Below are 14,493 nucleotides of genomic sequence, written 5' to 3'. Positions count from 1 at the left end.
TTTCTGTCCTTTAAATTAAAGCTTCTATCCTGTGATATGTATAGCATTGTGCTACTCAAAGATAATCAGTTATAATGTTAAATTTTATTAATAACTCAGAATAACTTCAATTAAAGGGATATTTATCCGGAAAAAACTTCGGATTTATAAATAGGTCATTATGATGACCTTGAAGCAATAAACTTTAAACTCTCAATTAGTGAATCTTAATAATCGAATTTGGAGAGACAATAAAATAAAAGACCTGATATTTAATAGAATTAAACGCCCTGATAGAAAGAATAAATTTTAGGATTCATAGCTTTAACGGCACTCAGCAATTCTTCTGAGGGGCTCCCGTAAATCTCGGGGTAAAAGTCAGCTATCTGAAGTAGCTGACCAAGCAATTCTCCCAGGTTTCCCAAATGAAGAAATATTGCATTAGAATCTGCATACGTTTCTAGTACTACACACTCATTCCCGCCAGAATTAAAATACCAGTCGTACTGTAAGGTGGTGTCTTTTTCCTTTTCACTAACAATATTCAAGCACTGAGTTGCAATACTTTTGAATTCTTCTTCTTTGCCCTCATGTATTAAAAATCTTGCGATAAGCTTAATGTTTCCCATAACGTAATGTTTATATATAATTTTAGGTGATTGTGGCTCATTTTATTTCCAAAAAAAGCCTTAAATATTTATTTAAGGCTTTCCATTTTTCATTAATCCTTTCAGGTTAATTTACTCGGAAGGGGCAGATGCACCTGCAACAATTCTGTAAACGTTAGAATTACGCTTGTTATAGTTCTCCTGAAAACCATCCCAAGTTCCTTCAGGTTCGGTCCAGTCATCGCTAAAGGCAGGAGATAATGCATCCTGCAAAGAGGAAAATATATCATAAGAATAGCTACCATATGTGAAATTAGAAGTAACCGGAGAAATGATGACCTGATTACCCCAGCCTTTTATAGTTGTCTTACCTTCCTTCATGGCCTGTTCTACCATAGGTTTCCATTTATCAGCTTCAAAAGCAAGGTGCTGCCCTGTATCTTTTGTGTCGTGATAAATGATATGTACAAATTTATAATCATCATCCGTGGAATTTTCTGCCCGGATATGGTTGGGAAGATTTCTCAGGAATACCTGATGCATATTAGTGCTAATATCCCATGTATCAATATCCTCCATTTTAACATCCGGAAACATTGCGTCTATACTTCCCCAATCAGCCCCTTTATCAATATCTTTAAAAGTATTTATAATTAGGATATTCGGGCTGGTATCCTGGTTTACGCCTCCAACTTTTTGCAAAATCGCCCAAAATGTTAAGTTCCCATTTGTAACTTCCTTTTCTGCCCATTTAGCCCAATACGTAGTTTCTCTTTTTAAATACTCGTCCATATTTTCAGGAGATACCCTTCTATATTGGTGGGTAGTGATTGACTGTGCCATTGCAAATTGAAAGCTCAAAATGCATACAGCTAAAAATATAATTCCTTTTCTCATTCTTAAGTTGTTTTAAAGTTAGTATTCAGATATATATAGAGTTTTGGGTAAAGCCACGTATATTTAACGCTTTACATCACTATTCCAAAGTTTATTGTCCAAATAAAGTTGAAATTCAAAGATTTAAACAATAACAAGGGACGAAGCCTTACTTTAAATGTCCCAAATGACTATTTTATTTACCAAAGGGTTTTTAGACAAACCGATTTAAAATAATCCTAAGCGTGTAAATTTTAGTGCTAACAAGTCTAATCAGACCTTGGTAAGAATCAAATATTTGATAAAATTCCTTTTAATTAACTAAAACTTTTTTGCGGATATCTGGTGGTTTAGCAAATGATCCAAGTAATTATACAAATATGATTATCTGGGCTCCAGAACCACAAATGGTATAATCATTTCCTCCAGGGAAACGCCTCCATGTTGATAAGAATTTCTGTAATAGCTCACGTAGTGGTTGTAATTATTGGGGTAAGCAAAAAACAAATCATTTTTTGCAAAAATAAATGAACTACTCATTGTAATACTTGGTAAATAAATATTAGCAGGGTCTTTGGCCTCTATCACATCATTCTCCTTATAAGTAAGACTTCGGCCTGTTTTGTATCTAAGATTAAGACTGGTCTCTTTGTCTCCAATTACTTTAGAAGGCTGTTTTACATTTATGGTACCATGATCTGTGGTAATGACTAGTTTTAAGCCCATACTTTGCGCTTGTTGAATGATCTCAAGAAGTGGTGAATTCTTAAACCAACTATTGGTTAAGGAGCGATATGCTTTATCATTAGATGCCAGTTCTTTAATAACATCCATTTCGGTTTTGGAATGTGAAAGCATGTCTACAAAATTATACACCAGAACCGTAAGGTCATTTTTCTTTTGCGAACGAAAGTTTTGAGAAAGATGTTTGCCTTGTTTTAGACTACTTATTTTATGGTACTCCCATTTAATATCAAGTCCCAATTGTTTTAATTGTGCTCCCAGGAATTTGTTCTCAAATAAATTCTTCCCGCCTTCGTCCGTATCGTTCTTCCACCATTGGGGGTATTTTTTTTCCATTTCAAGGGGCATTAGGCCAGAGAAAATAGCATTTCGCGCATATTGAGTTGCCGTTGGCAAAATGCTGTAATATGGCATTTCCTTGCTTTTCTTGTAATAAGGCGTAAGGACATCTTCGAATGCGAACCACTGGTCATACCTTAAATTGTCTATTACTAACAGGAGGGTGGGTGTATCCTGGATTTCAGGCAGAATTAGTTCCTTAAATAAGGTATGTGACATTACAGGTCCGTCACCATCATGAAACCAATCAGCATAATTCTTTTCAATAAATTTCCCAAACTGATTATTAGCTTCAATTTTTTGAGATTCCAAAATTTCAAACATCCCGGAATCTTCTATTTCCTCCAATTGTAATTCCCAATAAATAAGTTTCTTGTAAAGATCTGCCCATTCCTCATAAGAGTTGACCATAGATAGGTCCATTGAGATCTTTCTGAATTCCTGCTGGTAGTTAGAAGTGGTCTTTTCTGATACCAAACGAGAGTGATCCAGGTTTTTTTTAAGTGAAAGAAGTATTTGATTAGGATTGACTGGTTTTATAAGATAGTCGGCAATTTTTGAACCAATAGCCTCTTCCATGATATACTCCTCCTCACTTTTGGTTATCATTACTACCGGGAGGGTGGCATCTATAACTTTAATTTCATTTAATGTTTCCAATCCGGAAATTCCCGGCATATTCTCATCGAGAAAAACAATATCAAAATTCCGGGTTCTAATTTCTTCCAAAGCATCCTGACCGCTTTTACAGGTTACTACCTGATAATTTTTGCCTTCCAGGAAAATAATATGGGGCTTTAACAAATCTATTTCATCATCTGCCCAAAGGATTGTTATCTTGTTCATTTAGTCATTATCTTTACCGTTGAAAACAATAGCTATTTTGTCAAAATCAAACAAGCTTAAAATATTCAATGATCCAATTTACGGATTTATTAGAATTCCAGATGCACTAATTTTTAACCTGATAGCGGACCCATATTTTCAAAGGCTTCGCCGTATTTCCCAAATGGGGCTTTCATATCTCGTCTATCCAGGCGCGCATCATACTCGTTTTCATCATGCATTGGGCAGTATGCATTTAATGCAGGAAGCAATACAACTACTTCGTTTTAAGGGGATTGAGGTTACGGAAGAGGAGGCGCAAGGATTGCTATGTGCTATTTTATTACATGATATTGGCCATGGTCCTTTTTCACACGCTATGGAACATAGTTTGGTAGAAGGAATAAATCATGAAGCAATTTCGCACATATTTATGGAGGTGCTTAACCGCAAGTTTAACGGAAGTTTAACTTTAGGAATTGAAATATTTAAAGGCACTTATAGAAAAAAATTCCTGAATCAACTGGTCAGTAGTCAATTGGATATGGACCGATTAGATTATTTGAAGCGGGATAGTTTTTATACAGGCGTTGCAGAGGGAAATATAAATGCAGAGCGTTTAATAACCATGTTAAATGTTGTGGATGGCATATTGGTTGTTGAGGAAAAAGGGATCTATTCCGTAGAGAAATTTCTAATGGCCCGAAGATTTATGTATTGGCAGGTATACCTTCATAAAACAGGAATAGTAGCTGAGCAATTACTAATTAAGACACTGCAGCGGGCAAAGGAATTGGTTGAGATGAAATTTGAACTGGCTTGTAGTCCGCCTCTCATGTTCTTTTTGAAAAACAAAATAGACAGGACGAGTTTTAATTTAGAGGTTTTAGATCGTTTTGCAAGTCTTGATGACATTGATATACTAGCGGCAATAAAACAATGGCAGCATAGTACCGACTTTGTTTTGTCAAAACTTTGCGGGATGATTTTGAATCGTAGACTTTTGAATATAAGACTTAAGAACAAACCTGAAAAGGAAAATAAATTTAAGGAACTTTTTAAGGGATTTAAGGCCAAATATAAGTTGAGTGATTCAGAGACCGCCTACTTTGTATTCCGGGGAATTATAGAAAACAAGGCCTATAATCAGCATAGTCAGAACATAAATATTTTGCGTAGTAATGGTAAATTGATGGATGTTGCTAAAGCATCGGATCATTTAAATTTGACCGCTTTATCTAAGACAGTAACTAAATATTATATCTGTTATCCAAAAGATGATCTTTAGCTTTAATACTCTGAATTTTGGCTACCTCCAATTTCCTCAAAGCGTTTTTAAAGTCTTAATATGCTAATATATAGGGACTTATATACGGATATCTTGCGCAATACCATTAATCAATTTTTCTTACTTTTGTCTGAGTCTAAGCACAGGGTTAAATAATATAAAAATTTGAAATTTACAGCTAGTCAGATTGCAGGTATTTTGGAGGGTGAGATAGAAGGCAACCCGGATGTCGCCGTGCATAAATTGGCTAAGATTGAAGAAGGAGAAATTGGTTCGTTAACTTTTTTGGCAAATCCTAAATACACATCTTTTATATACAGCACCGAAGCATCAATTACACTTGTAAATAAAGATTTTGTGCCGGAGCAGACGATTTCCACTACCCTAATTAAGGTTGATGATGCCTACGAATCTTTTTCAAAATTATTAGAATATTACAATCAGGTTAAGAACAACAAAACGGGACTGGAGCGGCCAATATTTTTATCAGAATCTGCCAGTTATGGAGCAAATTTCTATTTGGGTGCTTTTTCATATTTGGGAAACAATGTAAAAATTGGTAATGATGTCAAAATTTACCCCAATGTCTATATAGGTGATAATGTTACGATAGCCGATGATGTTCTGATTTTTGCAGGAGCAAAAATTTATTCAGAAACAATAATAGGAAAGGGATGTGTAATTCATAGTGGGGCTATTATTGGTGCAGATGGCTTTGGTTTTGCACCTAATTCAAATGGTGAATACAGTAAAGTACCTCAAACCGGGAATGTAATTCTGGAGGAAAATGTGGATGTTGGTGCAGGAACCACCATAGATAGGGCAACGCTTGGATCAACTATTCTTAGAAATGGCGTAAAACTTGACAACCAAATTCAAATTGCGCATAATGTTGAAATTGGAGAGCATACAGCAATAGCAGCTCAGACTGGTATAGCGGGGTCCACAAAAATTGGAAAAAATTGTAAAATTGGGGGCCAGGTTGGTATTGTTGGTCATATAACTATTGGTGACAGGGTTAGGATACAGGCCCAATCAGGTATAGGCCGTAATCTGAAGGACGATGAATTCATACAGGGATCACCTGCATTCAATTACGCAGACTACAATAAATCTTATGTTCATTTTAAAAACCTGCCAAAACTGGTTAACAGGATTAATGACCTGGAAAATAAAATTGACGATAAATAAAGTATGGCAAAACAACGTACTATAGCAAATGAAGTAACACTAACCGGCGTGGGTTTGCATACCGGTGAGAACGTTACCATGAAATTTGTTCCAGCCGTGGAGAATCACGGTTTTGCTTTTAAACGTGTAGATCTTGAAGGGGAACCAATTATTGAAGCCGATGCGAATTATGTGGTTAATACCCAAAGAGGAACAAATCTGGAGAAAAGAGGAGTTAAGATCCAAACCTCAGAACATGTTCTTGCAGCATTGGTTGGCATGGAGATAGATAATGTTTTAATAGAATTGGATTCGCCTGAACCACCTATCATGGATGGATCTTCCAAATTTTTTGTCGAGGCATTAGAAAAAGCTGGAATTGTAGAACAAGAGGCCGATCGGGAAGAATATGTAGTTAAAGAAGTAATTACTTATAAAGATGAAGCTTCCGGAAGCGACATAACATTAATTCCTTCGGAGGATTACAAAATTACCACCATGGTAGATTTTGGCACCAAGGTTCTTGGGACACAGAATGCTACCCTGGAGAGAATAGCAGATTTTAAAAAAGAAATTGCGGATGCCAGGACATTTAGTTTTCTTCATGAATTGGAAATGTTATTGGAGAATGGGCTTATAAAAGGGGGTGATTTGAACAATGCCATTGTTTATGTAGACAAGGAAATTTCTGGTCCTACCATGAAGAAACTTGAAAAGGCCTTTAATAAGAAAAAACTATCGGTAAAGCCCAACGGTATTTTAGATAATCTGACATTGCATCAACCAAACGAGGCTGCCAGACATAAATTATTGGACGTAATTGGAGATTTAGCATTGGCGGGAACAAGAATTAAAGGGAAAGTAATTGCCAATAAACCCGGACATTATGTAAACACTCAATTTGCTAAAAAACTGTCCAAAATTATTAAATTGGAAAAACGGAATAAGGTTCCAAAATTCGATTTAAATCAACCTCCTTTAATGGACGTTACTCAAATTATGAAAATGTTGCCACACAGGCCGCCTTTCCTTTTGGTTGATAAAATTATGGAACTTTCTGATTCTCATGTGGTTGGCGTGAAAAATGTCACCATGAACGAACCATTTTTCGTGGGACACTTTCCCGGGGCACCTGTTATGCCGGGGGTTTTACAGGTTGAGGCTATGGCACAAACCGGAGGAATACTGGTTTTAAATACTGTTCCTGACCCTGAAAATTATCTTACCTTCTTTATGAAGATCGACAATGTTAAATTTAAACAACAAGTAGTCCCCGGAGATACATTAATTTTTAAGTGTGATCTTATTTCACCAATACGAAGAGGAATCTGTCATATGCAGGCTTATGCATATGCTAATGGAAAACTGGTGTCCGAAGCAGAGTTAATGGCCCAAATCGTAAAAACAAAACAAGAAGATTAGCATGAATCAGCCACTAGCCTACGTTCACCCGGGCGCTAAAATTGCAAAAAATGTGGTTATAGAACCATTTACCACTATTCATAACAATGTGATAATTGGCGATGGTACCTGGATAGGCTCCAATGTCACTATTATGGAAGGTGCCCGCATAGGAAAGAACTGTAATATTTTCCCAGGCGCGGTAATATCAGCTCCACCACAGGACTTGAAATATGAAGGAGAAGAAACCACCGTGGTAATTGGTGATAACACTACAATCAGAGAGTGTGCTACCATTCACAAGGGTACCCATGACAGAATGAAAACAGTGATTGGTAAAAATTGTCTTATTATGGCCTATTGCCATATTGCTCACGACTGTTTTGTGGGGGATAATTGTATTTTCTCTAATAACTCAACCCTTGCCGGGCATGTAACGATTGGCGATAATGTTATTCTTGCAGGTCTGGTTGCTGTGCATCAATTTGTTTCAATTGGTAATCATGCTTTTGTAACCGGGGGATCTTTAGTTCGTAAAGATGTTCCTCCTTATGTCAAAGGCGCAAGAGAACCAATGTCATATGTTGGAATAAATTCTGTCGGACTGCGGAGAAGAGGATTTAATTCAGACAAAATTAGGGAGATACAGAATATTTACAGAATACTCTATCAGAAGAATTATAACAATACACAGGCTGTACAGATCATTGAAGCAGAAATGGAGGCTACACCAGAAAGAGATGAAATTTTACAGTTTATTCGTGATTCCCAAAGGGGAATAATGAAGGGCTATTTTAGTACAAATTAATTATCTATGGCAAATACATCCGATATTAGAAAAGGATTGTGCATTAAGTACAATAATGATATTTATAAGATTACTGAGTTTTTACATGTAAAACCAGGTAAAGGTCCTGCATTTGTGAGAACAAAGCTTAAAAGTGTAACAAGTGGAAAAGTATTGGATAATACCTTCTCTGCCGGGCACAAAATTGAAGATGTACGCGTGGAAACAAGATCTTATCAGTTTTTATATTCTGATGGCACAACCTATCATTTTATGAATACTGATGATTATAATCAAATCTCACTTCAGGAAGGTATTCTTGATGCAGCGGGACTTTTAAAAGAAGGCGAAATAGTGACTATAATGTTTAACACGGAGGATAGTATGCCATTAACCGTTGATATGCCCGCTAGTGTCATTTTGGAAGTCACTCATACAGAACCCGGACTTAAGGGAAATACGGCTACAAATGCATCTAAACCTGCGGTTGTTGAGACAGGGGCCAAAGTAAATGTACCACTTTTTATTAATGAAGGTGATAAAATTAAAATTGATACTGAAAAGGGCTCTTATATGGAGAGGGCAAAATAGATTAATATATATAAATACTTGTATTTAAATATATTAGAGAATTTTATATTTAGTGTTAGTTGATATATTAAATTGATAATTTTGATAAACTTTTTGTGAAATTTCCAAAGCCATATACTCTAAAACAAATTGCAGAGATCATCAACTCTGAATATGTGGGAAGGGATGATTATTCTATTTATGGGATGAACGAAATACATGTTGTGGAAGAAGGAGACATTGTTTTTGTAGATCACCCAAAGTATTACGACAAAGCATTAAGTTCTAAAGCAACTGTTGTTTTAATAAATAAAAAAGTTGATTGCCCCCCTGGCAAAGCGTTACTGATATCCGAGGATCCTTTTAGAGATTTTAATACACTTACTAATTATTTTAAGCCTTTTGAAAAATCGGATTTAATGATTTCCAAATCGGCCATAATTGGAAAGAATAGTCATATTCAGCCTAATGTGTTTATTGGTAATAATGTTATAATAGGTGATCAATGCACTATTCATTCCAATGTATGTATATATGATAATTGTATCATTGGCGATCATGTCACTATTCATGCCGGAACAGTTCTTGGAGCGGATGCTTTCTATTATAAAAACAGGCCGGAGGGCTATGATAAGTTACTTTCCGGAGGACGCGTTGTAATAGAAGACCATGTAGATATTGGTTCGCTTTGCTCAATAGACAGGGGTGTTACAGGCGATACCACGATTAAGAAAGGCAGCAAGCTAGATAATCAGATTCAGATAGGACATGATACTATAATTGGAGAAAAATGTCTGATTGCTTCACAAACCGGAATTGCTGGCTGTGTTATAATCGAAGATGAAGTTACTATTTGGGGCCAGGTTGGGATAATAAGCGGTATTACCATAGGAAAGAAAGCAGTAATAATGGCACAGGCTGGTATTGGCAGATCTCTGGAAGGAGGTAAAAGTTACCTGGGAAGTCCGGCTGGTGAAGCTCGGGAAAAATTCAGAGAATTAGCCCATCTGCGCAGTCTTCCATCAATTTTAAAAAATTTAAACAAACAATAAGTAATTAACCACCCATAAATAGTTTTCAAAAATATATTTTTACATAACTAAAAAGACAAAATAACAATGAGTGTATTAGTAAATAAAGATTCCAGGATAATTGTTCAAGGTTTTACCGGTAGTGAGGGTACTTTTCACTCAGAACAGATGATAGCCTATGGCACAAATGTAGTGGGGGGAGTTACTCCGGGCAAAGGTGGTCAGGAACACCTTGGGAAACCAGTTTTTAATACAGTTGAGGATGCTGTTAAGAGTGTTGGTGCAGATACTTCAATCATTTTTGTACCACCGGCATTCGCGGCAGATGCGATCATGGAAGCTGCAAATGCTGGAATAAAAGTTATAATTACAATCACTGAGGGTATTCCGATAGCTGATATGGTTAAGGCAAATAATTATATTAAAGAGAGAGATTGCACCTTAATAGGTCCAAATTGCCCGGGAGTAATTACCCCGGAAGAGGCTAAAGTAGGTATTATGCCTGGTTTTGTGTTTAAGAAAGGAACTATTGGTATTGTATCTAAATCTGGTACTTTAACTTATGAAGCAGCAGATCAGGTTGTAAGACAGGGATTGGGCATTACAACTGCTATCGGTATTGGAGGCGATCCAATAATTGGCACTACAACAAAGGATGCAGTAGAATTGCTAATTAATGATCCTGAAACGGAATGTGTAGTTATGATAGGAGAAATAGGCGGTCATTTAGAAGCAGATGCGGCCAAGTGGTACAAAGCTAGTGGTAGTAAAAAACCAATTGTAGGTTTTATCGCCGGGGAAACGGCACCCGCAGGAAGAACTATGGGGCATGCCGGGGCAATAGTAGGAGGAACGGATGACACTGCACAGGCCAAAAAACGTATCATGCGCGAATGTGGAATAAAGGTAGTGGATTCTCCCGCAGAGATTGGAAAGAAGGTTAAAGAAGTGGTTGGATAGTCAAAAATAACAACAATTATTCTCGGTAAATCTGAGAGAAAAATCCCGAATTAGTCGGGATTTTTTTTAGCCTTTATGTGAAACAAAACTTATCTTTGAAATACAAGTGAGAAAACATAATAGTGATATGAAAATATTAGACGGGAAGAATGTTATTATAACCGGTGCAAGTAGGGGTATAGGTATGGGTATTGCCAAAGTTTTTGCTGAACATGGGGCTAATATAGCTTTTACCTATAGCTCTAGTGAAGCTCCTGCGCTTGAATTGGAAAAGGAGCTAAACTCTAAAGGAGTAAAAGCAAAAGCATATAAAAGTAATGCAGCCAGTTTTACGGAATCGGAGAAGCTGATTACACAAGTATTGGAAGATTTCGAAGGAATAGACGTGTTAATAAATAACGCAGGTATCACAAAGGATAACCTGTTAATGAGGATGCGGGAGGAGGATTTCGACGCGGTTATCGAAATAAATCTAAAATCTGTTTTTAATATGACTAAAGCCGTGCAGCGTACTATGTTAAAACAACGCAATGGATCCATTATTAATATGAGTAGCGTAGTTGGTGTTAAAGGGAATGCAGGTCAAACAAATTATGCCGCTTCTAAGGCAGGAATAATTGGATTTACTAAATCTGTTGCTCTTGAACTTGGCTCAAGAAATATTCGTTGCAATGCGATTGCCCCGGGCTTTATTGAAACAGAAATGACAGATAAATTAGATGAAAATACTGTGCAGGGATGGCGAGAGGCAATTCCACTGAAACGAGGTGGAACTCCCCAAGATGTTGCAAATGCCTGTTTGTTTCTTGCTTCAGATCTGTCTGCTTACATTACCGGACAAGTTTTAAATGTTGATGGCGGTATGTTAACATAATGCCCAGTTACTCTATTTATTAATCCCAGAACAAGACAACTGACCAGATTGGTTTCTGGCAGTTAGGTGTTATCCAAAAAGTTTCATGCAACTACAAACGGTATTTCTGATATTATTTGCTGCGATCTTGGCTTTTGGTTTGGTTATTTTTCAGTACTACTACAAATCCAAGAGCAAAGGCATTTTATATTTAGGACTTTCCTTTTTGAGATTTATAGCATTGTTTTCTGTGTTTTTACTTCTCATAAATCCAAAAATCACCAAAGAGCAGTATTCTTTGGAGAAAGCGAATCTAATTATTTTAGCAGACAATACTTCTTCAATTGGCCAGGAAAATGGGGTTAACCAGCTTATTAATGCCAAAAAACTGATTAAGGAGAATACTAATATTGCGGAAAAGTTTAATGTCTCTGAATATGTATTTGGGAACGAATTAAATTCTTTAGACAGTTTGTCATTTACGGAGAAAGCTACGAATATTGGACGTGCTCTTTCATCACTAAATGAAATTTTCACTGGAAGCACCGCAGCCATTTTGATTCTTACGGATGGAAACCAGACTTTAGGTGAAGATTATGAATTCTATGCAGGAAGACAAAAATTTCCTATTTTCCCTTTGGTTGTTGGAGATACAACGAGTTATCAGGATATCAGAATAGATCAGGTAAACACAAACAAATATGCCTTTTTAAAAAATAAATACCCTATAGAAATTTTCGTTTCCTACCAGGGCAAAAATACCGCTTCAACAGTACTAACCATTTCTGAAGCTGGTCAAAATCTATATAGAAAACAAATTGCTCTAAATGATATCGAGAATTCCCAAATTATTAGTACTGTACTGGATGCGACTACTGTTGGAATAAAGAATATAAGGATTAGCCTTAGTCCTTTGGAAAATGAAAGGAACATTAACAATAATTCCAGACAAATAGGCATAGAAGTTATTGATGAAAAAACCAATATTGCAATAGTCTCTCATATACTTCATCCTGATCTGGGTGCTTTAAAAAAATCAATTGAAAGCAATGAGCAACGATCGGTTTCAATTATAAAACCATCCTTATCACCAAATGAACTGGAACAATTTGATCTTTTTATCATATATCAGCCAGACACATCTTTTGAAAAGGTATATTCTTATATAGAAAGCAAAGGGGCAAATATTTTTACTATAACCGGCCCCAAAACGGACTGGACTTTTCTAAATAAAGTCCAGAATAGTTTTCAAAAGAATAGTTTTGATCAGAAAGAAGAAGTAACACCTATTTTAAACCCAGGATTTACGCATTTTGATATCACAAATCTTGACGTATCCGAATTTCCTCCCCTTGAGACAACTTTGGGTGAATCGCTTATTACTGCGTCTTATGAAAATATGTTGAGTCAACGCATCAAGGGTGTAGATTTGAATGAACCTCTTTTTACAATACTCGAAACCAATTTACGTCGTGAGGCCCTTCTTTTAGGTGAAAATATTTGGAAATGGCGCATACAGAGTTACAGGGAAGATCAGGATTTTAAAAAATTTGATGATTTTATTTCTAAGGTTATATTATTCCTGGCAAACAGCAAACCGCGAAGTCGACTAACATTGGAGTACGAAAATATTTATCAGGGCTTAAATGAAGCAACCATAAAGGCTACTTATTTTGATGAAACTTTTGTTTTTGATGATAATGCAACAATTAATTTAGTATTAAATAGTATTGCTAATAATACTAGCAGGCAATTTCCCATGTTGCTTAAGAATGGTTATTATGAAGCTGATATTCGTACACTCCCATCTGGGGATTATAGCTTTACTGCCAATGTTAAGGATGAAAATCTAACCAAATCCGGAAAATTCACAATTCTGGAATACGATTTAGAACAGCAATTGTTATCAAGTAATTATAAGAAATTAGGAAGGTTGGCAAAAGGCACCAATGCCACACTTTATTTTCCTTCTGAGGCCTCTAACTTCATTGAGGATATAATTAAAGACAATAGGTTTGTGCCAATCCAGAAAAGCAAGCAAAATGTCGTATCTTTGATCGATTTTAAAATCCTCTTGGGAATCATTGCTGCCGCTTTGACTGCCGAGTGGTTTATAAGAAAATATAACGGACTAATTTAATTTTATACCTAATGGATAAATTACCAAAAATAGCACTGCCAGCGGTGTTTGTAATTATTTTATTGATAATACTTATTTCTAAATCTGCAATTACCATTAAATCGGGTGAGGCAGGGGTTCTGTATAGAACCTTTGACAACGGTGTGGTGATAGATGAACCACCTCTTAATGAGGGCTTTCACATTGTGGCACCCTGGAATAAAGTTTTTGTGTACGAGGTAAGACAGCAGGAAGTTTTTGAAAAGATGAAAGTACTTTCCAGCAATGGATTGGATATTCAGCTTGATGCATCTGCCTGGTTTCAACCAGATTATGCACAGCTAGGCAAATTACATCAGGAAAAGAGTGAGATGTATAAAGAGCGAATTCTTTTACCAGCAATAAGGTCTGCGGCTCGTAGTGTAGTTGGGAGATATACTCCTGAACAATTATATTCAAGTAAGCGAGATGCAATTCAGGTTGAGATTTTCGAGGAAACCAGGAATATTGTTCAGGATCAATATATTCAATTGAATGAAATTCTTATCCGCGATGTTACACTCCCGCCAACAATTAAAGAGGCTATCGAAAGAAAATTGAAGCAGGAACAGGAGTCTTTAGAGTATGAGTTTCGTTTGGTTACTGCTCTAAAAGAGGCAGAAAAAGTAACTATTGAAGCTCAGGGAAAGGCTGATGCCAACAGGATACTTAGCGCTTCATTAACCGACAAAATCCTTAAGGATAAAGGTATAGATGCTACTTTAAAAATGGCAGAATCACCTAATGCCAAAGTAGTGGTAATAGGATCAGGTGGTGATGGGCTGCCACTTATCCTTGGTAATAATTAATTGCAATAAGTTTTGTGAAATAAAAATAAGTTCTAATTTTACAATCTAATGAGAACTAAAAATACACATCATCATTTGTACACTTGCACTCAGGC

13 protein-coding genes are annotated in these 14,493 nt (G+C 36.2%); 10 read left to right on the top strand and 3 right to left on the bottom strand.

Annotated elements, in window-relative coordinates:
* Positions 1–260 precede the first annotated feature (260 nt).
* From Q0X66_RS05250 to Q0X66_RS05240, 3 genes are all read right to left on the bottom strand, one after another.
* On the bottom strand, positions 261–608 hold the full coding sequence (locus tag Q0X66_RS05250; RefSeq protein ID WP_297703934.1) for a hypothetical protein: 348 nt from the start codon (positions 606–608) through the stop codon (positions 261–263).
* 111 nt (positions 609–719) lie between these two features.
* Positions 720–1,484 carry a hypothetical protein gene (locus Q0X66_RS05245; RefSeq protein ID WP_297703932.1) on the bottom strand — a complete coding sequence of 255 codons (765 nt, stop codon included), beginning with the start codon at positions 1,482–1,484 and terminating at the stop codon, positions 720–722.
* Positions 1,485–1,847: 363 nt separating this feature from the next.
* Positions 1,848–3,392 (bottom strand): PglZ domain-containing protein, encoded by a 1,545-nt coding sequence (locus tag Q0X66_RS05240; RefSeq protein ID WP_297703930.1) that lies wholly within the window; start codon positions 3,390–3,392, stop codon positions 1,848–1,850.
* 37 nt (positions 3,393–3,429) lie between these two features.
* Between Q0X66_RS05240 and Q0X66_RS05235 the strand changes: the two genes are divergently transcribed.
* The 10 genes from Q0X66_RS05235 (at position 3,430) to Q0X66_RS05190 (ending at position 14,398) form a co-directional block, all read left to right on the top strand.
* Complete coding sequence (locus tag Q0X66_RS05235) at positions 3,430–4,659, top strand: HD domain-containing protein (protein WP_297703928.1); 1,230 nt, start codon at positions 3,430–3,432, stop codon at positions 4,657–4,659.
* A 165-nt stretch (positions 4,660–4,824) separates the two neighbouring features.
* Positions 4,825–5,850, top strand: coding sequence for a UDP-3-O-(3-hydroxymyristoyl)glucosamine N-acyltransferase (gene lpxD, locus Q0X66_RS05230; protein WP_297703926.1), 1,026 nt, complete (start codon positions 4,825–4,827; stop codon positions 5,848–5,850).
* A gap of 3 nt (positions 5,851–5,853) precedes the next feature.
* A complete protein-coding gene (locus tag Q0X66_RS05225) occupies positions 5,854–7,251 on the top strand; it encodes a bifunctional UDP-3-O-[3-hydroxymyristoyl] N-acetylglucosamine deacetylase/3-hydroxyacyl-ACP dehydratase (protein WP_297703924.1) in 1,398 nt (465 codons plus the stop codon).
* A 1-nt stretch (position 7,252) separates the two neighbouring features.
* Positions 7,253–8,038, top strand: a complete 786-nt coding sequence (lpxA, locus tag Q0X66_RS05220; protein WP_297703922.1) for an acyl-ACP--UDP-N-acetylglucosamine O-acyltransferase — start codon at positions 7,253–7,255, stop codon at positions 8,036–8,038.
* Between the two features lie 6 nt (positions 8,039–8,044).
* The gene (gene efp / locus Q0X66_RS05215; protein ID WP_297703921.1) at positions 8,045–8,608 is read left to right on the top strand and encodes an elongation factor P; all 564 of its coding nucleotides are present in this window, start codon (positions 8,045–8,047) and stop codon (positions 8,606–8,608) included.
* Positions 8,609–8,703: 95 nt separating this feature from the next.
* Entirely contained in the window at positions 8,704–9,639 is a 936-nt protein-coding gene (locus tag Q0X66_RS05210; protein WP_297703919.1) for a UDP-3-O-(3-hydroxymyristoyl)glucosamine N-acyltransferase, read from the top strand.
* 66 nt (positions 9,640–9,705) lie between these two features.
* Entirely contained in the window at positions 9,706–10,578 is an 873-nt protein-coding gene (gene sucD / locus Q0X66_RS05205) for a succinate--CoA ligase subunit alpha (protein ID WP_297703916.1), read from the top strand.
* A 127-nt stretch (positions 10,579–10,705) separates the two neighbouring features.
* On the top strand, positions 10,706–11,452 hold the full coding sequence (fabG, locus tag Q0X66_RS05200) for a 3-oxoacyl-[acyl-carrier-protein] reductase (protein ID WP_297703914.1): 747 nt from the start codon (positions 10,706–10,708) through the stop codon (positions 11,450–11,452).
* Between the two features lie 85 nt (positions 11,453–11,537).
* Positions 11,538–13,571 (top strand): vWA domain-containing protein, encoded by a 2,034-nt coding sequence (locus Q0X66_RS05195; RefSeq protein ID WP_297703912.1) that lies wholly within the window; start codon positions 11,538–11,540, stop codon positions 13,569–13,571.
* Between the two features lie 11 nt (positions 13,572–13,582).
* Positions 13,583–14,398: a prohibitin family protein gene (locus tag Q0X66_RS05190; protein WP_297703910.1), complete on the top strand. Its 816-nt coding sequence runs from the start codon at positions 13,583–13,585 to the stop codon at positions 14,396–14,398.
* Positions 14,399–14,493 lie beyond the last annotated feature (95 nt).

Origin of the sequence: uncultured Eudoraea sp. (assembly GCF_947260015.1) — a bacterium.
GTDB lineage: Bacteria > Bacteroidota > Bacteroidia > Flavobacteriales > Flavobacteriaceae > Eudoraea.
Note: the sequence above shows the minus strand (reverse complement) of the source record. Positions and strands in the feature narration are given on the sequence as shown.

Bases quoted from the DNA above. Each gene is read 5' to 3' on its own strand.
- Q0X66_RS05240 (WP_297703930.1), bottom strand. From the start codon at position 3,392: ATGAACAAGATAACAATCCTTTGGGCAGATGATGAAATAGATTTGTTA.
- fabG (WP_297703914.1), top strand. From the start codon at position 10,706: ATGAAAATATTAGACGGGAAGAATGTTATTATAACCGGTGCAAGTAGG.
- efp (WP_297703921.1), top strand. From the start codon at position 8,045: ATGGCAAATACATCCGATATTAGAAAAGGATTGTGCATTAAGTACAAT.
- Q0X66_RS05195 (WP_297703912.1), top strand. From the start codon at position 11,538: ATGCAACTACAAACGGTATTTCTGATATTATTTGCTGCGATCTTGGCT.
- Q0X66_RS05250 (WP_297703934.1), bottom strand. From the start codon at position 608: ATGGGAAACATTAAGCTTATCGCAAGATTTTTAATACATGAGGGCAAA.
- Q0X66_RS05190 (WP_297703910.1), top strand. From the start codon at position 13,583: ATGGATAAATTACCAAAAATAGCACTGCCAGCGGTGTTTGTAATTATT.
- lpxA (WP_297703922.1), top strand. From the start codon at position 7,253: ATGAATCAGCCACTAGCCTACGTTCACCCGGGCGCTAAAATTGCAAAA.
- Q0X66_RS05225 (WP_297703924.1), top strand. From the start codon at position 5,854: ATGGCAAAACAACGTACTATAGCAAATGAAGTAACACTAACCGGCGTG.
- Q0X66_RS05245 (WP_297703932.1), bottom strand. From the start codon at position 1,484: ATGAGAAAAGGAATTATATTTTTAGCTGTATGCATTTTGAGCTTTCAA.
- sucD (WP_297703916.1), top strand. From the start codon at position 9,706: ATGAGTGTATTAGTAAATAAAGATTCCAGGATAATTGTTCAAGGTTTT.